The organism is Photorhabdus temperata (assembly GCF_025384845.1).
Classification (GTDB): domain Bacteria; phylum Pseudomonadota; class Gammaproteobacteria; order Enterobacterales; family Enterobacteriaceae; genus Photorhabdus; species Photorhabdus temperata.
This window is the reverse complement of sequence record NZ_JAJAFX010000052.1, coordinates 15,825-35,589: the sequence shown is the minus strand read 5'-3', so window position 1 is coordinate 35,589 and position 19,765 is coordinate 15,825. Positions and strand designations below refer to the sequence as shown.

Annotated in this window: 21 protein-coding genes; 18 read left to right on the top strand and 3 right to left on the bottom strand. The window is 43.9% G+C overall.

Translation table 11 applies throughout. The features are described from left to right. The first annotated feature begins 603 nt into the window (after positions 1–603). Entirely contained in the window at positions 604–921 is a 318-nt protein-coding gene (gene tmaR / locus LGZ99_RS18065) for a PTS system regulator TmaR (RefSeq protein WP_031280984.1), read from the top strand. A 44-nt stretch (positions 922–965) separates the two neighbouring features. Here tmaR and LGZ99_RS18060 read toward each other — a convergent pair whose 3' ends face one another. Further along, positions 966–1,598, bottom strand: coding sequence for an SDR family oxidoreductase (locus LGZ99_RS18060; RefSeq protein WP_021324624.1), 633 nt, complete (start codon positions 1,596–1,598; stop codon positions 966–968). 166 nt (positions 1,599–1,764) lie between these two features. Continuing rightward, positions 1,765–4,803: a ribonuclease E gene (rne, locus tag LGZ99_RS18055; RefSeq protein WP_036838695.1), complete on the bottom strand. Its 3,039-nt coding sequence runs from the start codon at positions 4,801–4,803 to the stop codon at positions 1,765–1,767. Between the two features lie 558 nt (positions 4,804–5,361). Here rne and rluC point away from each other — a divergent pair. Continuing rightward, positions 5,362–6,321, top strand: coding sequence for a 23S rRNA pseudouridine(955/2504/2580) synthase RluC (gene rluC, locus LGZ99_RS18050; protein WP_023045076.1), 960 nt, complete (start codon positions 5,362–5,364; stop codon positions 6,319–6,321). On the opposite strand, the gene LGZ99_RS18045 is transcribed toward rluC, so the two are convergent. After that, positions 6,318–6,908 (bottom strand): Maf family protein, encoded by a 591-nt coding sequence (locus LGZ99_RS18045; RefSeq protein WP_021324621.1) that lies wholly within the window; start codon positions 6,906–6,908, stop codon positions 6,318–6,320. The two genes, rluC and LGZ99_RS18045, sit on opposite strands and share 4 nt — an antisense overlap. Before the next feature lie 142 nt (positions 6,909–7,050). Here LGZ99_RS18045 and yceD point away from each other — a divergent pair, with 142 nt between their 5' ends. The 16 genes from yceD to thiK all read left to right on the top strand — a co-directional run bounded on the left by yceD (position 7,051) and on the right by thiK (position 19,716). After that, positions 7,051–7,575, top strand: coding sequence for a 23S rRNA accumulation protein YceD (gene yceD / locus LGZ99_RS18040; protein ID WP_021324620.1), 525 nt, complete (start codon positions 7,051–7,053; stop codon positions 7,573–7,575). A 12-nt stretch (positions 7,576–7,587) separates the two neighbouring features. Further along, positions 7,588–7,758: a 50S ribosomal protein L32 gene (gene rpmF / locus LGZ99_RS18035; RefSeq protein WP_011147057.1), complete on the top strand. Its 171-nt coding sequence runs from the start codon at positions 7,588–7,590 to the stop codon at positions 7,756–7,758. A gap of 29 nt (positions 7,759–7,787) precedes the next feature. Continuing rightward, positions 7,788–8,825 carry a phosphate acyltransferase PlsX gene (gene plsX / locus LGZ99_RS18030; RefSeq protein WP_021324619.1) on the top strand — a complete coding sequence of 346 codons (1,038 nt, stop codon included), beginning with the start codon at positions 7,788–7,790 and terminating at the stop codon, positions 8,823–8,825. A 6-nt stretch (positions 8,826–8,831) separates the two neighbouring features. Further along, entirely contained in the window at positions 8,832–9,785 is a 954-nt protein-coding gene (locus LGZ99_RS18025; protein ID WP_021324618.1) for a beta-ketoacyl-ACP synthase III, read from the top strand. An 18-nt stretch (positions 9,786–9,803) separates the two neighbouring features. Further along, positions 9,804–10,736, top strand: coding sequence for an ACP S-malonyltransferase (fabD, locus tag LGZ99_RS18020; RefSeq protein WP_021324617.1), 933 nt, complete (start codon positions 9,804–9,806; stop codon positions 10,734–10,736). 9 nt (positions 10,737–10,745) lie between these two features. Then, complete coding sequence (fabG, locus tag LGZ99_RS18015) at positions 10,746–11,480, top strand: 3-oxoacyl-ACP reductase FabG (protein ID WP_021324616.1); 735 nt, start codon at positions 10,746–10,748, stop codon at positions 11,478–11,480. A gap of 154 nt (positions 11,481–11,634) precedes the next feature. Then, positions 11,635–11,871, top strand: a complete 237-nt coding sequence (gene acpP, locus LGZ99_RS18010; RefSeq protein ID WP_011147052.1) for an acyl carrier protein — start codon at positions 11,635–11,637, stop codon at positions 11,869–11,871. Between the two features lie 73 nt (positions 11,872–11,944). Continuing rightward, entirely contained in the window at positions 11,945–13,186 is a 1,242-nt protein-coding gene (gene fabF / locus LGZ99_RS18005; protein ID WP_036838697.1) for a beta-ketoacyl-ACP synthase II, read from the top strand. Between the two features lie 183 nt (positions 13,187–13,369). Beyond that, positions 13,370–14,194, top strand: a complete 825-nt coding sequence (gene pabC / locus LGZ99_RS18000) for an aminodeoxychorismate lyase (RefSeq protein ID WP_023046192.1) — start codon at positions 13,370–13,372, stop codon at positions 14,192–14,194. A 27-nt stretch (positions 14,195–14,221) separates the two neighbouring features. Next, complete coding sequence (gene mltG / locus LGZ99_RS17995) at positions 14,222–15,247, top strand: endolytic transglycosylase MltG (protein WP_036838699.1); 1,026 nt, start codon at positions 14,222–14,224, stop codon at positions 15,245–15,247. Then, positions 15,244–15,882, top strand: coding sequence for a dTMP kinase (tmk, locus tag LGZ99_RS17990; RefSeq protein WP_021324612.1), 639 nt, complete (start codon positions 15,244–15,246; stop codon positions 15,880–15,882). Before mltG ends, tmk begins: the two co-directional genes overlap by 4 nt. Continuing rightward, positions 15,882–16,871, top strand: a complete 990-nt coding sequence (gene holB, locus LGZ99_RS17985) for a DNA polymerase III subunit delta' (RefSeq protein ID WP_023046194.1) — start codon at positions 15,882–15,884, stop codon at positions 16,869–16,871. Before tmk ends, holB begins: the two co-directional genes overlap by 1 nt. 25 nt (positions 16,872–16,896) lie before the next feature. Continuing rightward, complete coding sequence (locus tag LGZ99_RS17980) at positions 16,897–17,682, top strand: metal-dependent hydrolase (protein ID WP_021324610.1); 786 nt, start codon at positions 16,897–16,899, stop codon at positions 17,680–17,682. A gap of 70 nt (positions 17,683–17,752) precedes the next feature. Then, entirely contained in the window at positions 17,753–18,103 is a 351-nt protein-coding gene (hinT, locus tag LGZ99_RS17975) for a purine nucleoside phosphoramidase (protein WP_021324609.1), read from the top strand. Between the two features lie 196 nt (positions 18,104–18,299). Next, the gene (gene lpoB, locus LGZ99_RS17970; protein WP_262979410.1) at positions 18,300–18,866 is read left to right on the top strand and encodes a penicillin-binding protein activator LpoB; all 567 of its coding nucleotides are present in this window, start codon (positions 18,300–18,302) and stop codon (positions 18,864–18,866) included. After that, positions 18,853–19,716: a thiamine kinase gene (thiK, locus tag LGZ99_RS17965; protein ID WP_262979409.1), complete on the top strand. Its 864-nt coding sequence runs from the start codon at positions 18,853–18,855 to the stop codon at positions 19,714–19,716. The genes lpoB and thiK overlap by 14 nt, the downstream gene beginning before the upstream one ends. Positions 19,717–19,765 lie beyond the last annotated feature (49 nt).

Genomic DNA, 19,765 nt, shown 5'->3' with positions numbered 1-19,765 from the left:
TATTCCTGTTATTGTTGCATGTTTTTATTAAAGTTAATTTTCAGAAAATTACATTTATTGCGATAATTTAGGTTATACAAGATATTTATTATCTAAGGCGTTAATAGTGTTACATGTAATTAATTGCTTGTGTTTTATTGTTTTTTTTGATAATTAATTCAGTACTTATATTTTCAGGTAAAGTAAGATTAATTTTATAGTTTTCAATTTAATTTTCATGAAATAGGATAAGAATGATTATCACATATAAGTCTTTTATCTGATAGATATATAATTCCGTTTTTAGGCCATTGTAGCGATTATAGTGCTTAACAAACATCGAGCTTCGGATCTGACTGTGGTAAGAAATGAAAAGGGCAGGGAAGAAAAAACGTGTGTTTCTACCAGTGAAAGATTGACTATTTGTTATTCATCTATATTGATCTGTTGTTTTCGACTAATCAGCTTGCTAAATTTTTCAGCGAAGAATAGGAAGCTAACCGGTTGCTGTAATCAATTAAAATCAATAAAGAACGGAAACTGACTTGTCTATTAATGGCTTTAGACTGTATTGTATGTTCAGATTGGATAATTTGTATGTTTGGGTTAAAGAAAGGTATGAAAATGGATAACGTAAATAAACCGTCATTCCACAATGTGTTGGAGTTTGTGCGTATGTTTCGTCGTAAGAATAAGTTACAGCGCGAGATCGTGGATAACGAAAAGAAAATACGTGACAACCAGAAACGTGTTTTGTTGCTTGATAACCTGAGTGAATACATCAAGCCGGGTATGTCAATTGAGGATATTCAAAGCATCATTATGAACATGCGTAGTGATTATGAAGACCGTATAGATGATCACATCATTAAAAATGCGGATCTTTCTAAAGAACGCCGTGAATTGTCTAAAAAACTGAAAACAATGGGTGAACCTAAGTAATATCATCAGATAACCACGCATGAATGCGTGGTTATTCTTAGCAATTACGCAGCAGGCCAATCAGGTTTAAGCTCTGGATCAATTAAGGCATAAATCTGCTGATATGAAGATTCCTCTTCTGCCATTATTGCCAGTTGATGCGCAACATCTTTGCGGCTGACGACACCATGCATTTCATTCTGATATCGTTGGCAATGGCCTGTTCCTGGCTTATCTGTTAATCCGCCTGGGCGAATAATTGTGTAATTCAGAGAGCTGGTTTGAAGGTAGCTTTCTGCCATTGATTTACGTCGAACAGATTGACCAAATAATGATTTAGCCCTAGGGGACAGAGTTTTCCAACCTTCTCCACAACCTATTGATGTAACGAGTAACATACGTGTTATTCCGGTTTTCTCAATGGCATCAATAATAGTCATATTACCGAAGAGATCTGAGTCAACTCCACCAATAGTAGAAAACACAATTGCTTCTGAACCGGCATTTAATACTGCTTCTTCGACATTCATAGCATCACAGGCATCACCATGTATCACTTTGACGCCCAAGGCGCTGAGTTCAAAAGCCTGCTGAGAATTGCGGATTAATGCAGTTATGGGGCGTTTTTGTTGCAACGCGATAGTGACTAAATGGCGTCCAATCCCGCTACCTGCACCAAAAATAAGCCACGGTTTCATAGGTTGTTCTCCAGATCAAATGATAATGAGTCAATAGAATGATAATTGCTCAATTTTAAACCATCATACAGATGGAATGAAATTAATGACAAGTATTTTTGTGGAGGCAGTGGCAAAAAAAATGGCTCCCAAAAAAGAGCCATTTTGCTAATATTAAATGATATTGTTATTCAAAATATCGCGGTTTAGCCATTGGGGAAGTGGCTGCGTTAGTGGCTGAGTGACCTCCAGCGCCTCCTTTCCCTTCGAAATCAGAAAAAGGGCGTTGCCATTCGTTGATAACAATAGATTGTTCGATCATCTCTGGAGCGGATGCTTTGGTCATCGGCGCGTAAGCATGATGAATTTTGACTATAGCAACAGGTTGTTTAACGGTTTCATCTTTACTCTCTTCGACCGTAACCACTTCTGCAATTTCTTCAGAAACAACTACTTTTGGTTGCTGTTCAAATTCAGGCGTAACTGGTGTTATCGCAACAGATGCAATAACTGACAGCTCTTGTTGTACTGATTCAGTTTGTTGCAGAACAACATCATTTTCTTCTGCAATGGCTGCTTCAGGTTTAATTTCATCCTGATAAGCTTCCGATACCTCTGCTACATTAGGTGATTCAGTTATGGTTGGTTCAGATTCAGCTACAACGATTATCGCAGGTGCTGTTTCTGCTGCTATTGTTGGCAGTACCTCATTCTGTTGTTCGACAACAGAAATCTCCTCAGGAATTTCTGTGGAAACCGGAACTACCGGATAGCGAACCCAAACTTTGCCGGAAGCCATTTCCGGTGACGCAACAGCCAGCAATAATGGTACCGGTGATTGAGGCAGATTTCTCTCATCGCGGTAACGGCGCCGGCGTTGACCACTGACACGCAGATGGCGAGGTGAGCGACGAGAGCGGCGTGGCATCACATTGTCTTGTTGCTCTTTATTTTCAGTCTGTTGTTGTGGCTGAACTGTTTCTACTTGCATGTCAACCGGTGCAGGTAATGGTTCTTCTGTAACAACAGGTACAGGCAGTGGAGTGATCGCTGTCGTTTCTTTCACTTCATCTGTGATACGAATTTTTTGCTCAAGCTGACGACGTTGGCGGCGTGGCATAACCGGCAGACGTTCTTCAACCTCACTTTCAACGATTTCTGGTTTCTGGGTTTCAAGTTGCTGCTGGCGTTTTTCTTCCTGACGACGGCGTTGACGCTCTGCACGTTGCTCACGACGTTGCTGCTGTTGGGTTTCGCGAGCAGCGATATCTATCGTCGCGTGGTTATCTTGAGCACCATTTTTCTGCTGAGTATGACGGTTTTTCCGTTGTTCGTCTCGGTCGCGGTTACTACGTTGCTCATCACGTGGATTATTATCATCACGATCTTTGCGTGGATTCTGGCGGCGCTGATTGCGTCGCTCAGAAGCGCGCCGGTTATCATGACCAGACGATTTATTGTCTTTTTTTTGTACTGGCTTTTCTTCTTCTGCGCTGAACATTTTTTTCAAAGCAGTAAAGATGCGGCTTAAGAGGCCAGGTTGTTCCGTTTTAACCTGAGCAGGTTGGTTAGGTTTTTTCTCTTTTACTTTATGTGATGGCTGTTGTGCCGGCGCATCGGTTGGTAAGGCAAAAGCAGAAATAGCGGGCTGCTCAGGTCGTTTACGTTCAGGTTGGACATCTTCTTGAGGATTGGCCATCCCAGCTTCATGAAGCTGAGGAAGCAGATAACTCAGTGTAGAAACTTCTTCACCTTTACGCACGCGCAAAACAGAGAAGTGCGGCGTCTGCATTTGATCGTTAGGAACGATCACCACGCCAACATCCCCCTGACGGCGTTCAATTGCACTGACCGCCTGGCGTTTTTCGTTTAGCAAATATGAAGCGATTTGTACTGGAACAATGGCATGTACTTGATGCGTGTTCTCTTTCAGCGCTTCTTCTTCAATCAGACGTAAAATGGACAGTGACAGGGATTCGTTATCACGGATAGTTCCTGTGCCACTGCAACGTGGACAAACATGATGGCTGGATTCACCCAGCGACGGACTCAGGCGCTGACGGGACATTTCCAGCAGACCAAAGCGAGAGATACGGCCAATCTGAATGCGGGCGCGATCCTGACGGACAGCATCACGTAAACGGTTTTCCACTTCACGTTGATGGCGTACGGGTGTCATATCGATAAAGTCGATAACAATCAGGCCACCAAGGTCACGCAGGCGTAACTGACGAGCAATTTCATCTGCTGCTTCAAGGTTGGTATTAAACGCTGTTTCTTCGATATCACCCCCGCGTGTTGCACGGGAAGAGTTGATATCAATCGCGGTTAATGCTTCTGTGGTATCAATAACGACAGCCCCACCTGATGGCAGGCGAACTTCACGCTGAAACGCAGATTCAATTTGAGATTCAATTTGATAGTGACTGAACAGAGGGACTTCGCCACTGTACAGTTTAATTTTGCTGGTGAAATCCGGACGGCCAAGCGCAGTGATATGCTGGCGTGCCAGATCGAGAATTTTGGGATTGTCGATTAAGATCTCACCGATATCCGGGCGCAGATAGTCACGGAAAGCACGGACGATGACATTACTTTCCTGATGGATTAAGAATGGGGCGGAACGGTTTTCAGCGGCTTTTTTGATCGCTTCCCAGTGTTTGAGGCGGAACGATAAGTCCCATTGCAGGGCTTCTGCGGATTTACCGACGCCGGCAGTGCGGACAATCAGTCCCATTCCTTCCGGTACTTCTAAAGAGGCCAAGGCTTCTTTCAGCTCTGTGCGGTCATCTCCTTCGATACGGCGGGAAATACCGCCGGCACGGGGATTATTAGGCATCAATACCAGATAACTGCCTGCCAGGCTGATAAACGTGGTTAATGCAGCCCCTTTATTGCCACGCTCTTCTTTATCGACTTGAACGATAACTTCCTGGCCTTCCTTGAGAACATCTTTGATATTAGGTCGACCGTGAGGGTGATAGTTGCTGGGAAAGTATTCGCGGGCTATTTCTTTAATAGGAAGGAAACCATGCCGTTCAGCACCATAGTCAACAAAAGCGGCTTCCAAACTAGGTTCAATTCGGGTGATTTTACCTTTGTAGATGTTTGCTTTTTTTTGCTCGTGTCCTGGACTCTCGATATCCAAATCATAAAGGCGTTGCCCGTCAACCAGAGCAACACGCAACTCTTCTTGCTGAGTTGCGTTGATTAGCATTCTTTTCATTGTAACTTACTCATTATTTTTACATTAGTTATAGAGCCACGGGCAAATATAGATGAGCTACTGATAACCGATGGTCTCGTGTCTTTTACAAATCCGCCAACCTCCCGGTTGTCGTTTGTATAGAGACGCATATTTTCGGCGAGCCTGAATTTTCACTTAAAAAACAGCACTCTTTTCTAGGAATAATCTGCAAATATGAATGAAGCGGATTTGATCCAATTCCAGTAAGCTGCTACCCGTAGCCCGCTAATTATTTGATTCCCCAGTACGTCTTACGCCATTGCTGCGTTTTTGTGCAATCAAACAAAGAACAAACGTTTAACTTCGCCATTCAGAATTAAAAAACTGATGGTGGCTACGCATTATTCCATTGCTGTTGGGGTGATAGCAAGGTGACTTTATGCCTTTAAGTGGTTTTTCTGATGAAATATGAAGAAATAGTTAATATTTAGTCTTTATCTTAAAGAAGGAAAGGCAGCAGCCGGAAAGTATGCATGATTTTTACTCATATTTAAAAATGAGTGGCGCTCTGCTTGAGGGGTAATTAAAATCACGGTCATGAAAACGAATAATCAAATTGTACAAGTTGTCACTATTGATGACGATGAGGCTGGACAGCGTGTTGATAACTTTTTATTAGCGCGTCTGAAAGGCGTTCCTAAGAGCATGATTTACCGGATTGTGCGTAAAGGTGAAGTCCGGGTAAATAAAGGCAGGATAAAACCTGAATATAAATTGTCTGCGGGAGATGTTGTCAGAATTCCACCTGTCCGGGTTGCAGAACGGCAGGCGCCGCCGGTTTCAGCCAAACTGGATAAAGTGGCGGCACTGGACGGCTGTGTTTTGTATGAAGATGACCATATTCTGGTGATTAATAAACCTGCCGGTACAGCCGTGCATGGAGGCAGTGGCTTAAGTTTTGGCGTTATTGAAGGGTTACGGGTTTTGCGCCCAGAGGCAAAATTCCTTGAATTGGTGCATCGTTTGGATCGTGATACCTCGGGAATTTTGTTAATTGCTAAAAAACGCTCAGCTTTACGGGCCTTGCACGAGCAATTACGGCTTAAACAGATGCAGAAAGATTATCTGGCTTTAGTACGGGGGCAATGGCAATCACATTGCAAGGTTGTTCAGGCGCCACTACTGAAAAATATCCTGCAAAGTGGTGAACGGATTGTGAAAGTGAATGGCGAAGGTAAACCTTCTGAAACACGTTTTAAAATAGAAGAGCGTTTTACCAATGCAACGCTGGTGAAAGCCAGCCCAGTGACAGGCAGGACCCATCAAATCCGTGTGCATGCTCAATACGCTGGGCATCCGATCGCTTTTGATGATCGTTATGGCGATAAGGCTTTTGATTCTCAACTATCAGATACCCGCCTTAATCGCCTGTTTTTGCATGCCAGTGCGTTGAAATTTACCCATCCCTCAACGGGGGAGACATTGCGTGTTGAAGCACCGATGGATGAACAATTGCGCTACTGTATAAATGTGTTGCGTAAAAGTAATTGTCATTAATATATTGCCGTCAGTGGGTTTACCCCCTGGCGGATTAATAATTCGGTCAATGTAATTAATGGTAAGCCGACCAAAGTATTTGGATCTTTTCCTTCAAGCCGTTTAAATAAAGTAATCCCTAATCCTTCGCTTTTAAAGCTTCCGGCACAATTAAGCGGTTCTTCCGCTGTTAAATAAGCCCGGATTTCATCATCAGTTAGATCCCTGAAATAAACATTGAATAATTCACAACGGGTATCAATTACCCCGGTTTTGCTGTTGAAGAGAGAAATGCCGGTATAAAAGGTGACGCAATGACCACTGGCTTGCCGTAATTGTTTAAATGCATTTTCAAAACTGTGTGGCTTGCCGGTAATTTCGCCATTAATAACGCAAACTTGATCAGAACCAATAATCAAGTGCTGAGAATATTTTGTTTGTAATGCCTGTGCTTTGGCTTGTGCCAGGCGCATAACGAGCTGTTCTGCATTTTCATTAATCTGAGGTGTTTCATTAACATCGGGAGCCGCACATATAAAGGGCAAACGGAGTTTCTCCAGTAGCATACGGCGGTAAGCTGATGTGGAAGCTAAAACGATTTGTGTCATATTTTTTCCAAAATAAATGGCGAAATAATTGCAGGCATTTTAAACTAAGCCCGGCTTAATAAGCGAATACTTGGCGGAAAGGTGCAGATGTGTGGCCTTTTTCTTTGACTATATCTCATTACAAAGATAATATGCGCGCCTTATGCAAAAGGTAAAATTACCCCTGACCATTGATGCGCTTCGCGCAGCTCAGAAACGATTAGACTACACAGGTAGTTATTCTCCTGAGCAAGTTTTGCGTATCGCGGAATCTGTGGTTAGCGTGGACAATGATGTAGACAGCGTTTTATCGTTTCAGATAGATAATCAACGTCTGGCAGTTGTGCGTGGGCATTCCGATGTGGATGTTACGCTTGAGTGCCAGCGTTGTGGCGGTAATTTCAGCCATCACGTTCACATAACATATTGTTTTAGCCCGGTCATCAATGATGAGCAGGCTGAGGCATTACCGGAAGAGTATGAGCCAATTGACGTTGACGAATTTGGCGAAATAGATTTGCTGGCGATGATTGAAGATGAAATAATTCTTTCTCTGCCGGTGGTTCCGGTACATGATTCTGAACACTGTGAAGTGTCCGACGCGGATATGGTGTTTGGTGAATTACCTCCAGAGGCTGAAAAACCAAACCCATTTGCCGTATTAGCCAGTTTAAAGAAAAGTACTTAAGGAGTAAGGTCAATGGCCGTACAACAAAATAAACCAACTCGTTCTAAACGTGGTATGCGTCGTTCCCATGATGCACTGACCGCACCATTATTATCTGTAGATAAAACCTCTGGTGAAACTCACCTGCGTCACCATGTGACTGCTGATGGCTACTATCGTGGCCGCAAGGTCATCAACAAATAATCTCCGCCAGTCATTAGCAAGTTGATACCTTGACTAATCTGACTTTAGCGTTAGACGCCATGAGCGGGGACTTTGGTCCTCGCGTTACGGTGCCTGCTGCGTTGCAGGCACTGGCGTCTAATCCTAAACTTAAATTATTGTTGGTCGGGATCCCCGATACCATCTCTCCTTTGCTTGCAAATACCGATGCTAAGTTGCTCAGTCGGTTGCAGGTGGTTCCTGCCGAACAGGTTGTGGCTAACGGTGCAAAACTATCGCAGGCAATTCGTGCCAGCCGTGGTACATCAATGCGTGTTGCATTGGATTTAGTGAAATCCGGTGTGGCGCAAGCATGCGTTAGTGCAGGGAATACCGGGGTATTGATGGGGCTGTCCAAATTGATGCTAAGATCTATTGATGGTATTGACAGACCCGCTTTAATGCAAGTATTGCCCAATCTGAAGCAACAGAAAACGGTGGTACTGGATTTGGGCGCCAATGTTAATTGCGATAGTCGTATGCTGGTGCAATTCGCCATTATGGGTTCAGTAATGGCAGAGGAAGTGGTCGGTATAGCTAACCCTACGGTAGCACTGCTTAACATTGGCACAGAAGAGAGTAAAGGGCTGGATAATATCCGCGAAGCCGCCACTGTTCTAAAGAGCATTCCGGCAATAAACTACATTGGTTATCTGGAAGGTGATGAGTTGCTGACAGGCAAGAGCGATGTATTGGTGTGTGACGGCTTCGCAGGTAACGTGATGTTAAAAACGGTGGAAGGAGCAATCAGGATTATCTTATCCTTGCTCAAATCATCGGATGGACAAAAGAAAAAATTTTCCTGGTTGTTGAAAATAGTCAAGAAGTGGTTGCAAAAACGGATGACAAAACGCTTCGGTCACCTGAACCCTGACCAGTATAATGGCGCATGTCTGTTAGGATTATATGGAATCGTAATCAAAAGCCATGGGGCGGCTAATGAGCATGCGTTTAAAGCCGCAATCGAACAGGCTGTTCAGGCCGTTGAAAGGCAGGTTCCTGATAGAATTGCTGCCCGCCTGGCAACAGCATTACCCAAGAGTGACTGAACATACATGTATACAAAAATTTTAGGTACAGGTAGTTATCTGCCTGCGCAAGTGCGCACTAACGCTGATTTAGAAAAAATGGTGGATACCTCTGACGAGTGGATTGTTACCCGTACAGGTGTCCGTGAACGGCGTATTGCTACTGATGATGAAACGGTTGCGATGATGGGTCTTTGGGCTGCGGAAAAAGCAATTGAAATGTCTGGCATTGATAAAGATCAGATTGATTTAATCATTTTGGCAACAGCTTCATCCAGTCATGCTTTCCCAAGTTCTGCGTGCCAAATTCAGCACATGTTGGGTACCAAGAATTCAGCTGCTTTTGACATTTCTGCTGCTTGCTCTGGTTTTGCTTATGCACTGAGTATTGCTGACAAGTTTATTAAAACGGGTGCGGCAAAGCATGCGCTGGTCATTGGCTCTGATTCTATTACCAGAACGCTTAATCCAGAAGATCGCGGAACACTTATTCTGTTTGGTGATGGTGCGGGCGCGATGGTGGTAGGGGCTTCTGATGAGCCAGGAATTCTTTCAACTCACCTTCATGCAAATGGTAGCTATGGTGAATTGTTGGTATTGCCTTATCAGGATCGCCAGAATCGGAAAGAACCGGCGTATGCCAGCATGATCGGTAATGAAGTCTTTAAAATTGCAGTCCGTGAATTGGCTAATTTGGTTGATGAAACATTAGAGGCTAACAATCTATCGCATAGTGAGCTGGATTGGTTGGTACCTCATCAGGCTAATTTGCGTATTATCGCAGCGACAGCTAAGAAATTGCATATGACTATGGATAAAGTGGTGGTAACGCTGGATCGTCACGGTAACACTTCCGCGGCATCGGTACCTACTGCATTTGATGAGGCAGTGCGTGATGGTCGGATTAAACGTGGTCAGCTAATCTTAATTGAGGCTTTTGGTGGTGGACTGACTTGGGGTTCAGCACTGATACGTTTTTAATTTGACAGGAAAATGAACATGTCTGAATTTGCAATGGTGTTTCCTGGGCAGGGTTCTCAGTCCCTTGGTATGTTGGCCGATTTGGCTACAGTGTTCCCGGTTGTAGAGCAAACTTTTGCTGAAGCGTCTGATGTGCTGGGATATGATCTCTGGACTTTGGTTCAACAGGGGCCGGAAGAAGAATTAAATAAAACGTGGCAAACCCAGCCTGCGTTATTGGCAACCTCGGTTGCTATTTGGCGGGTCTGGCAGGAAAAAGGTGGAAAAGCACCATTATTAATGGCTGGACATAGCCTTGGTGAATATTCTGCACTGGTTTGCGCGGGGGTCATTGATTTCAAACAAGCGATTAGTCTTGTTGAACTGCGTGGCAAATTGATGCAAGAAGCTGTACCTGAAGGCACTGGTGCAATGTATGCTATTATTGGTTTAGATAATGAATCCATTGACAGAGCCTGTAAAGAAGCTGCTCAGGGGCAAGTTGTTTCCCCTGTTAATTTTAACTCGCCTGGGCAGGTTGTTATTGCCGGTGAGAAAGAGGCTGTAGAACGTGCTGGTGCTGCATGCAAAGCTGCGGGTGCAAAACGCGCGCTGCCTTTGGCTGTCAGTGTGCCGTCGCATTGCGCATTGATGAAACCAGCCGCAGATAAGCTGGCAGTTGTTTTGGAAGGAATTGAATTCAATCATCCTCAGTTCCCGGTGGTAAATAATGTTGATGTGAAAATAGAACAATCTGCTGAAGCTATCCGTGATGCACTGGTACGACAACTCTATAATCCTGTCCGTTGGACGGAAACAGTTGAATTTATTGCTGGACAGAGTGTCGGACAGATATTAGAAATAGGGCCAGGTAAAGTTTTGACGGGTTTAACTAAACGAATTGTCAATACCTTAAGTGTAGCAGCGGTAAATGACACAACTTCATTAGTAACCACATTGGAAAATCATTGAGGACAATACATGAGATTAGATGGAAAAATTGCATTAATAACAGGTGCCAGCCGTGGGATCGGCCGCGCAACTGCTGAGCTATTAGCAGAGCGTGGAGCCTATGTCATTGGTACAGCAACAAGTGAAAAAGGCGCTGAAGCTATCAGTGCTTACCTTGGTGAAAAAGGTAAAGGTTTTGTACTGAATGTCGCTGATCCTGAATCTATTGAACAGTTGATGTCTGCTATTCGTACCGAGTTTGGTGGAATCGACGTTTTAGTGAATAATGCCGGTATCACTTGTGATAACTTGGTGATGCGCATCAAAGATGATGAGTGGCAGGATGTTATTGACACTAATCTTTCTTCCGTCTTCCGTATGTCAAAAGCGGCAATGCGCTTTATGATAAAAAAACGTTATGGCCGTATTATCTCTATTGGTTCTGTTGTTGGATCAATGGGTAACCCTGGGCAAGCGAGCTATGCTGCGGCAAAAGCAGGAATTATTGGTTTCAGTAAAACATTGGCTCGTGAAGTCGTTTCTCGGGGTATTACGGTTAACGTTGTTGCTCCAGGGCTTGTTGAAACGGATATGCTCAAGAAGTTGCCAGATGAGCAGTTGGCAAACTTTTCGAATGATATACCCGTTAAGAGGCTTGGAGATGTGAAAGAAATTGCCAGTGCTGTGGCTTTTTTAGCTTCTGATGAAGCGGCCTACATCACAGGTGAAACAATACATGTCAATGGCGGCATGTACATGAACTAAAAAGTGAGCGAACCAGTTGCATTTTTTGTGTTAAATAACGCAAAATAGAGCAAGATTGTGGTTCGACCAGCCGGGATTTGGTTGCATCTTTTCCTGTATTTTATAAACTACGAAAACCATCGCGAAAGCGAATTTTGATAGGAAATTTAATAGCATGAGCACTATTGAAGAACGCGTTAAAAAAATCATCGTTGAACAACTTGGTGTTAAAGAGGAGGAGGTTGTTAATTCAGCTTCTTTTGTTGATGACTTGGGCGCTGATTCTCTTGACACAGTTGAACTCGTAATGGCTCTGGAAGAAGAGTTCGATATCGAAATTCCAGATGAAGAAGCAGAAAAGATCACTACAGTTCAGGCAGCTATTGATTACGTCCAGAACCAAAGCGAATAAGTGAACACACCTAGGCGGTCACTCGACCGCCTATGTTTCTGCCCTAAATTATTTCCCTCCCTGGAGGATAAGCGTGTCTAAGCGTCGAGTAGTTGTGACCGGACTAGGCATGTTATCTCCTGTCGGTAACACAGCTGAATCTTCTTGGAAAGCTGTTTGTGCCGGACAGAGTGGTATCAGCCTGATTGACCATTTTGACACCAGTCGCCATGCAACTAGATTTGCTGGTCTGGTTAAAGATTTTAATCACGAAGATTTTAATATTTCGCGCAAAGATGCACGAAAGATGGATGATTTCATTCAATATGGTATTGCAGCAGGTGTGCAAGCTATTGAAGATTCTGGAATCGAAGTAACAGAAGCCAATGCTAGTCGTTTTGGTGCGGCTATTGGTTCTGGTATTGGTGGTCTGGGTCTTATTGAAGAGAATCACGGTGCGTTAGTGGCTAGTGGTCCTCGTAAGATCAGCCCATTCTTTGTTCCTTCCACGATTGTAAATATGGTGGCAGGTCACCTGAGTATCATTTACGGCTTACGTGGCCCAAGTATCTCTATCGCCACAGCATGTACATCAGGTGTGCATAATATCGGTCATGCTGCTCGTATTATTGCTTACAATGATGCGGATATTATGCTGGCAGGTGGCGCAGAAAAAGCCAGTACGCCACTGGGAGTTGGTGGCTTTGGCGCTGCCCGTGCTTTGTCTACCCGTAACGATAATCCACAGGGTGCAAGCCGGCCGTGGGATAAAGACCGTGATGGTTTTGTTCTGGGGGATGGTGCAGGTATTCTGGTGCTGGAAGAGTATGAGCACGCGAAGAGACGCGGTGCGAAAATTTACGCGGAAATTGTTGGCTTTGGTATGAGCAGTGATGCCTACCATATGACGTCACCACCAGAAAATGGTGCTGGCGCTGCGCTGGCGATGGAAAATGCCCTGAAAGATGCCGGTATTACCACTGAGCAGGTGGGATATATTAATGCTCACGGTACTTCAACACCAACCGGCGACTTAGCGGAATCCCATGCAGTTGAGTCAGTATTTGGTGAAGGCACAGATGTTTTAGTCAGTTCTACCAAATCAATGACCGGCCATTTGTTAGGTGCTGCTGGTGCAGTGGAATCTATTTTCACCATCCTGGCACTGCGTGATCAAATTGTTCCACCAACTATCAACCTGGAAAACCAGGATGAGAACTGCCGTCTGGATTTCGTTCCTCACGAATCCCGCAAGGTGGAGGGCATGGAATATGCGTTATGTAACTCTTTCGGTTTCGGTGGTACTAACGGCTCACTGATTTTCCGTAAGATATAAGCCTTATTTTTGTAAATACTTTAAGGCGACAGAATAAAGAGCTCCAATAGTTAATAATTATTGGAGCTCTTTTCGTGGCAGGCTCTATGGGCATTTTTGCACTCATGTCGGCTATATACTATGATACCGCTTCTTGATAAGTTGGTTGAAATACCTTTTTTGAGTAATTAAGAACAAAGTTATATGTATTGGATTAATGGAAAGCGGTGCGACTATTTGCCAGTGAATGATCGTTCAGTTCAATTCGGGGATGGTTGTTTTACAACAGCAAAAATAGAGCAGGGACAGGCCGCTTTGCTGTCATTGCATATCCAAAGATTACAAAAAGGCGTTGAAAGGTTATCTCTTCCACAGCCCAATTGGCAACAGCTTGAAAACCATATAAAGCAGATTGCTTCCACTACTGGACAAGGCGTACTTAAAGTTATTCTTTCCCGTGGAGCTGGAGGGCGTGGTTACAGTGCACAGGGTTTTACACAACCAAATCAGATCTTGTCTCTCACTCCTTATCCTGAAAAATATCTGAAACAACGTCAGGAAGGCCTTTCTCTGGTGCTCAGTCCGATACCCATGGGAATAAATCCCTATCTTGCCGGAATTAAACACCTTAACCGATTGGAACAGGTATTGATTAAATCATTTATCGAAAAGTCAAATGCTGATGAAGCCTTGGTACTCGATACAGATGGTTTATTGGTTGAGTGCTGTACTGCAAACATTTTCTGGCGTAAAGGAAAAGATGTGTATACTCCTGATTTGCGGGGATGTGGAGTTGAAGGTGTGATGCGGGAAAAAATAATACAGTTATTATCAGAAAGTGACTATTACCTCTCCTGTGTAAATCGTTATCCTGAAACATTGGCTTATGCAGACGAGGTAATAGTTTGCAATTCTCTCATGCCGGTGATACCTGTCAGTGAAATTCAGGCTCATGAAAATCAGCCCGCATGGAAATATCAGTCAAGGGAGCTGTATGAATATTTGCTTCCTGAATGTCTGAAGTTGTAATTCGCTCTGTGTTTAAGTGATTAATTGATGAAACGGAAAAAGCACTTTTTTGCCCTATTGGCTTTGGTTGTCATTGTGGCGGCAATATTACTCTATGCTGGTTATAAGAAAGTTGAAAGATTTGCAGATCAAACATTGGCAATCAAACAAGATCGGGTATTTACATTGCCGGCAGGTATTGGCCGTCATAGTCTGGAAGCATTATTGGTTCAGGATAACCTGATTAAAGATAGTCATATTTTCCTTTGGTTATTAAGGCTGGAGCCAAAACTTGCTGAATTTAAAGCGGGAACTTACCAGTTGACACCAGAAATGACGTTGAGGGAAATGTTGCAATTACTCTCCAGTGGCAAAGAGGCGCAATTTACGGTCCGTTTTGTTGAAGGCAGCCGTTTATCTGACTGGTGGGAAATACTACAACAATCTGAGTATCTTAAACATGAACTGAATGATAAAAGTGCTCAGGAATTGGCTGAAATACTGGGTATCAAAGAGACTGATACTTTGGAAGGGAGGCTCTATCCGGATACTTATCACTATACGGCGGGGACGAGCGATATCGCATTACTGAAACGGGCATACCGACAGATGCAAATGACGCTTGAAGAAGAATGGCAAAAGCGCGATAAAAACCTGCCCTATAAAAGTGCTTATGAAATGTTGATCATGGCGTCGATAATTGAGAAAGAGACCAGTATTGAGGCTGAACGGACAAAAGTAGCTTCTGTATTTATTAACCGTTTACGGTTGAATATGCGGCTACAAACTGATCCGACAGTAATCTATGGCTTAGGCGAAAAATATACAGGCACTATTTTTCGCAAAGATTTAACCACACTGACGCCATACAATACTTACATGATTAATGGCTTGCCACCTACGCCAATTGCTATGCCTGGTCTTGCTTCGATAAAAGCAGCTGCGCACCCGGCAAAAACTGAATTTCTCTATTTTGTTGCGGATGGTAAAGGCGGTCATACTTTTACGACCAATCTGGCGGCGCATAACAGAGCGGTGAATATTTACCGTCAGGGATTAAGACAGAGCAGATGAACAGCAAATTTATTGTTATTGAAGGGTTAGAGGGTGCAGGAAAAACTTCAGCGATGAAAACAGTCGTTGAAAGATTGCAGCAGCATGGTATTCAGGACTTAGTTTTTACCCGTGAACCGGGTGGAACACCACTGGCAGAAAAACTACGTGAGTTGATTAAGCAAGGTATTGAAGGTGAATCTCTGACGGATAAAGCCGAGGTGCTGATGTTATATGCAGCCAGGGTACAATTGGTCGAAAATGTGATTAAACCTGCTCTGGCCCGCGGTGCATGGGTTGTGGGTGATCGTCATGATCTCTCTTCTCAGGCGTATCAAGGAGGAGGACGTGGTATTGATAAAAACTTGATGACTTCGCTGCGTGATACCGTTCTGGGTGATTTTTGCCCTGATCTGACTATTTATCTTGATCTTCCTCCTCAGATAGGTCTACTGCGCGCCCGTGAGCGCGGGGAATTAGACAGAATTGAAAAAGAGTCGATGGATTTCTTTGATCGTACCCGCAGCTGTTACCTGGAGTTTGCGGCACAAGATAAGCGTATTGTGACCGTTGATGCTGCTCAACCAATAGAACAGGTACAAGCCGATATTTGCCAAGCCCTTGAGCAATGGCTGAAACAGCAGGAAAATGGCTGATGAATTGGTATCCGTGGCTTAATCAGGCATACCGTCAGTTGGTAGAATTCCATCAGCAAGGACGAGGCCATCATGCTTTATTACTTCATGCTAATGCCGGTACCGGGGCTGATGTGTTGATATATGGGTTAAGCCGTTGGTTGATGTGTCAGAATAAACAGGGGATGAAAAGTTGTGGGGAGTGTCATAGTTGTCATCTGATGATGGCAGAAACTCATCCTGATTGGCATATTATGTCACCGGAGAAGGGTAAAACCAGTGTTGGTGTGGAAGCAGTACGCCAGATTACGGAAAAGCTTTATAGTCGTTCTCAGCAAGGCGGCGTAAAAATTGTCTGGCTGCCTTTGGTTGAATGTCTGACAGATGCTGCTGCCAATGCATTATTGAAAACGTTGGAAGAGCCGCCGGAACATACCTATTTTCTTCTGGAATGTCGTCAGCCAGCCAACCTGTTGGCAACTTTGCGCAGTCGCTGTTTTTACTATTTTCTGCCGGTGCCTGAAGCAGAAACCAGCTTTTATTGGTTGCAAAAACAGTTACCTGTTATTTCTTCGGTTGATGCAATGACGGCGTTGAAACTGTCTCAGGGAGCACCTGTTGCGGCAGAACAATTGCTGCAACCGGAGCGATGGCAAATTCGGAGGCAATTCTGCCAGGCTGTTGAACAGGCTTTGGATAAACGTGATGCTTTATCACTTTTATCCCAGTTAAATCACGAAGATGCATCGCAGCGCCTTCATTGGCTTATCAGTTTGTTGCTTGATGCGGTAAAGTGGCAACAGCAGGCGCAGAGTTATTGCATCAATCAGGATCACCAAACGCTGATTTATCAATTAAGTTCCATGCATACTATGGCTGTTTTACTACAAAGCGTTGATGATTGGATGCATTGTCGTCATCAACTACTCTCAGTCGTGGGGGTAAACAGAGAGCTGTTACTGACAGAGCAATTGCTTAATTGGGAAAAACAGTTTACTTCACAATTTTGAAATCTTTTTTGTATACGAGTTTAATATGTTGTTAGTGGATTCGCATTGTCATCTTGATTGTCTTGATTATGAAAAACTACATAAAAATGTAGATGATGTTGTCGCAAAAGCGGCGGATCGGGAGGTTAAATTTATGCTGGCAGTAGCGACTACGCTACCCGGTTTCCAGCAAATGAAAACCCTGATCGGTGAACGGGAAAATATCGTCTTTTCCTGTGGTATTCATCCGCTTAATCTGGATGAAGGCTATGATTTTGATGAGCTGGCACGTTTAGCTGCCGGGAATGAAGTTGTCGCATTGGGTGAAACCGGGCTGGATTACTATTATCAGCAGGATAATGCTGAACTACAACGAACCTCGTTTCGTCAACATATTCGTATCGGCCGTAAACTCAATAAGCCAGTTATTGTTCATACCCGCAGTGCCCGTGATGATACTTTGCTGGTATTACGTGAAGAACAGGCACAAGAATGTGGTGGTGTTTTGCATTGTTTTACTGAGGATAAAGATACCGCCAGAGAATTATTGGATTTAGGCTTCTACATTTCGTTCTCCGGTATTGTGACTTTCCGTAATGCGGAGCAAATTCGTGAAGCGGCAAGATATGTACCGTTGGATCGTATCCTGATTGAAACCGATTCTCCTTATCTGGCACCGGTGCCGTATCGTGGCAAAGAAAACCAGCCTGCATACGTGCGTGATGTTGCGGAATATATGGCTGTGCTCAAAGGTGTGAGTATTGAGGAACTGGCTCAGGTTACCACGCAGAATTTTTGCGATCTATTTCATGTTGATGTATGCAAAATTTGATTTATCAACTTGAATTTGTGATTTGTAAGCGCTCATATATCTCTTGTTATTTGAATAAAAGGAAAATGTGATGGCAGAAGAAACTATTTTCAGCAAAATTATTCGTCGTGAAATACCTTCTGATATTGTTTATCAGGACGATCTGGTCACTGCATTTCGCGATATTTCTCCACAGGCACCGATTCATATTTTGATTGTTCCCAATGTTTTGATTCCGACAGTGAACGATGTCAAGGCAGAGCATGAAGCCGCGTTGGGACGAATGATGACGGTTGCAGCGAAAATTGCTGAACAGGAAGGCATTGCCGAAGATGGATATCGTTTGATTATGAACTGTAACCGTCATGCGGGGCAGGAAGTTTACCATATTCATATGCATCTGGTTGGCGGCCGCCATTTGGGGCCATTACTGTTGAAGTGAATGTGAAGTACCAAAATTCGTTTATATAGTATATAGCCAGATATTCGGGGGTATTGTTCTCAGAATAGTCCCGGATATCTCGATTTTTAATAAATGCTACTGATTTTATTACTGAAGTTGAACCGATAATAGATTGCTGGTGTCACAGCAGAAACTTATCTGTTTCTTTAAACTCTGTAATTGGAATAATAGGTTGATGAAAAGAATTGTTTTTGTAGCGCTATCGGTCATGTTTCTGGCTGGTTGTCCATCTTTGCCTCCGCAGCAGCCTGAGCCTCCCACTCCGGTTATACCCGTGACCCCAACGGAACCGACGCCACCACCTGAGAAAGTTCCTGAGCTACCTAAAATGCGCGAAATTGACTGGGAAGGGACTGTGCAACCATTGGTAGAGCAAATGGTTAAGGCAAATGGGCTGGAAAGCGGCAAGTTACTGCTAGTTGATACAGTAAAAAATAACACTAATGGTGTGTTGCAAACCATGCAAGTCACTGATGTTTTGCGTCAAGCCATCAATAACAAAAATGTTTTTGCATTAGTACCGCAAAATCAGGTACAGAGCGCTCGCCAATCTTTGGGCCTGTCGGAAGAAGATAGCCTGGGATTACGCAGCAAAGCGATTGGTCTGGCCCGTTACTTAAATGCGGATTATGTTCTCTATTCTATCGTTTCAGGTAACAGTGATAAGCGAGATATTGTTATGCAACTGATGATTGTACAGACAGGTGAGATTCTCTGGTCAGGACACGGTGACGTTAAGTAATCAAGATTGTTTATTGCGGGCGTTATGCAGGCAATGGCCTTATATAACAGCAGGCAACTGGAAGATAAGGCCGTTAAGCGGTCTGACAAATGAAAGCTATTATGCCACCGATGGCGAATATCATATTGTCGGCCGCAGACAGTGGCAGCAAGGGAAGCAGCTTGGCGTTAACCGTCAGCGTGAAAACGCCATCCTGCGTCATCTCAGTCAGACAAAAATTGCTCCGCAAGTCATTGCAATGGATCCCCATTGGTTGTTATTAGAATGGCTGCCCGGTCATCTTATTGAGCAAAATGAATTTTCTCAGCCTGATTTTCTGCAAAAACTGGCGGCATTATTGACCACTTTGCATCATCAGCCGCTGTTCGGTTATCCGCTTCAACTACGGCATCAGTTAGAAAGCCACTGGTTGCAAATTGATAAAGCACGCCTTACTCCTCGGTGGTTGCGGCTGCATAAACAATTTATATCTTCTCCGATGCCTTTAATACTAAAACTATCACCTGTCCATATGGATGTTCATTGCGGTAATTTGCTTAATACGCCTCAGGGGCTGAAACTCATTGACTGGGAATATGCAGCTGATACCGATATCGGATTTGCGTTAGCGACGCTATTTCGAACCAATCATTGGGATGAACCGCAGCAGCAGGATTTTTTGCGCTGCTATTGCAGTCAGCCTTCAGGATACCGGGATCGAACGTTATTGACGCGTCAGATCAAACGTTGGCAACCTTGGGTTGACTATATGATTTTGATGTGGTTTGAAGTGCGTTGGAAACAGAGTGGTAATCCACAATTTTTAGCGTTAGCGCAACCGTTGCGTCTCTCTTTTGGTCTAACGTTTTAAATCAATCACGCTGCATTGATTGCAGCACATGAATACAAGCGAGGAATGT

What these genes read in the sequence shown, in the direction of transcription:
- lpoB (WP_262979410.1), top strand. Translation starts at nt 18,300, where the DNA reads ATGAAAAGAATTGTTTTTGTAGCGCTATCGGTCATGTTTCTGGCTGGT.
- fabG (WP_021324616.1), top strand. Translation starts at nt 10,746, where the DNA reads ATGAGATTAGATGGAAAAATTGCATTAATAACAGGTGCCAGCCGTGGG.
- mltG (WP_036838699.1), top strand. Translation starts at nt 14,222, where the DNA reads ATGAAACGGAAAAAGCACTTTTTTGCCCTATTGGCTTTGGTTGTCATT.
- rluC (WP_023045076.1), top strand. Translation starts at nt 5,362, where the DNA reads ATGAAAACGAATAATCAAATTGTACAAGTTGTCACTATTGATGACGAT.
- pabC (WP_023046192.1), top strand. Translation starts at nt 13,370, where the DNA reads ATGTATTGGATTAATGGAAAGCGGTGCGACTATTTGCCAGTGAATGAT.
- fabD (WP_021324617.1), top strand. Translation starts at nt 9,804, where the DNA reads ATGTCTGAATTTGCAATGGTGTTTCCTGGGCAGGGTTCTCAGTCCCTT.
- tmk (WP_021324612.1), top strand. Translation starts at nt 15,244, where the DNA reads ATGAACAGCAAATTTATTGTTATTGAAGGGTTAGAGGGTGCAGGAAAA.
- LGZ99_RS18045 (WP_021324621.1), bottom strand. Translation starts at nt 6,908, where the DNA reads ATGACACAAATCGTTTTAGCTTCCACATCAGCTTACCGCCGTATGCTA.
- acpP (WP_011147052.1), top strand. Translation starts at nt 11,635, where the DNA reads ATGAGCACTATTGAAGAACGCGTTAAAAAAATCATCGTTGAACAACTT.
- tmaR (WP_031280984.1), top strand. Translation starts at nt 604, where the DNA reads ATGGATAACGTAAATAAACCGTCATTCCACAATGTGTTGGAGTTTGTG.
- rne (WP_036838695.1), bottom strand. Translation starts at nt 4,803, where the DNA reads ATGAAAAGAATGCTAATCAACGCAACTCAGCAAGAAGAGTTGCGTGTT.
- LGZ99_RS17980 (WP_021324610.1), top strand. Translation starts at nt 16,897, where the DNA reads ATGTTGTTAGTGGATTCGCATTGTCATCTTGATTGTCTTGATTATGAA.
- LGZ99_RS18025 (WP_021324618.1), top strand. Translation starts at nt 8,832, where the DNA reads ATGTATACAAAAATTTTAGGTACAGGTAGTTATCTGCCTGCGCAAGTG.
- LGZ99_RS18060 (WP_021324624.1), bottom strand. Translation starts at nt 1,598, where the DNA reads ATGAAACCGTGGCTTATTTTTGGTGCAGGTAGCGGGATTGGACGCCAT.
- yceD (WP_021324620.1), top strand. Translation starts at nt 7,051, where the DNA reads ATGCAAAAGGTAAAATTACCCCTGACCATTGATGCGCTTCGCGCAGCT.
- rpmF (WP_011147057.1), top strand. Translation starts at nt 7,588, where the DNA reads ATGGCCGTACAACAAAATAAACCAACTCGTTCTAAACGTGGTATGCGT.
- holB (WP_023046194.1), top strand. Translation starts at nt 15,882, where the DNA reads ATGAATTGGTATCCGTGGCTTAATCAGGCATACCGTCAGTTGGTAGAA.
- hinT (WP_021324609.1), top strand. Translation starts at nt 17,753, where the DNA reads ATGGCAGAAGAAACTATTTTCAGCAAAATTATTCGTCGTGAAATACCT.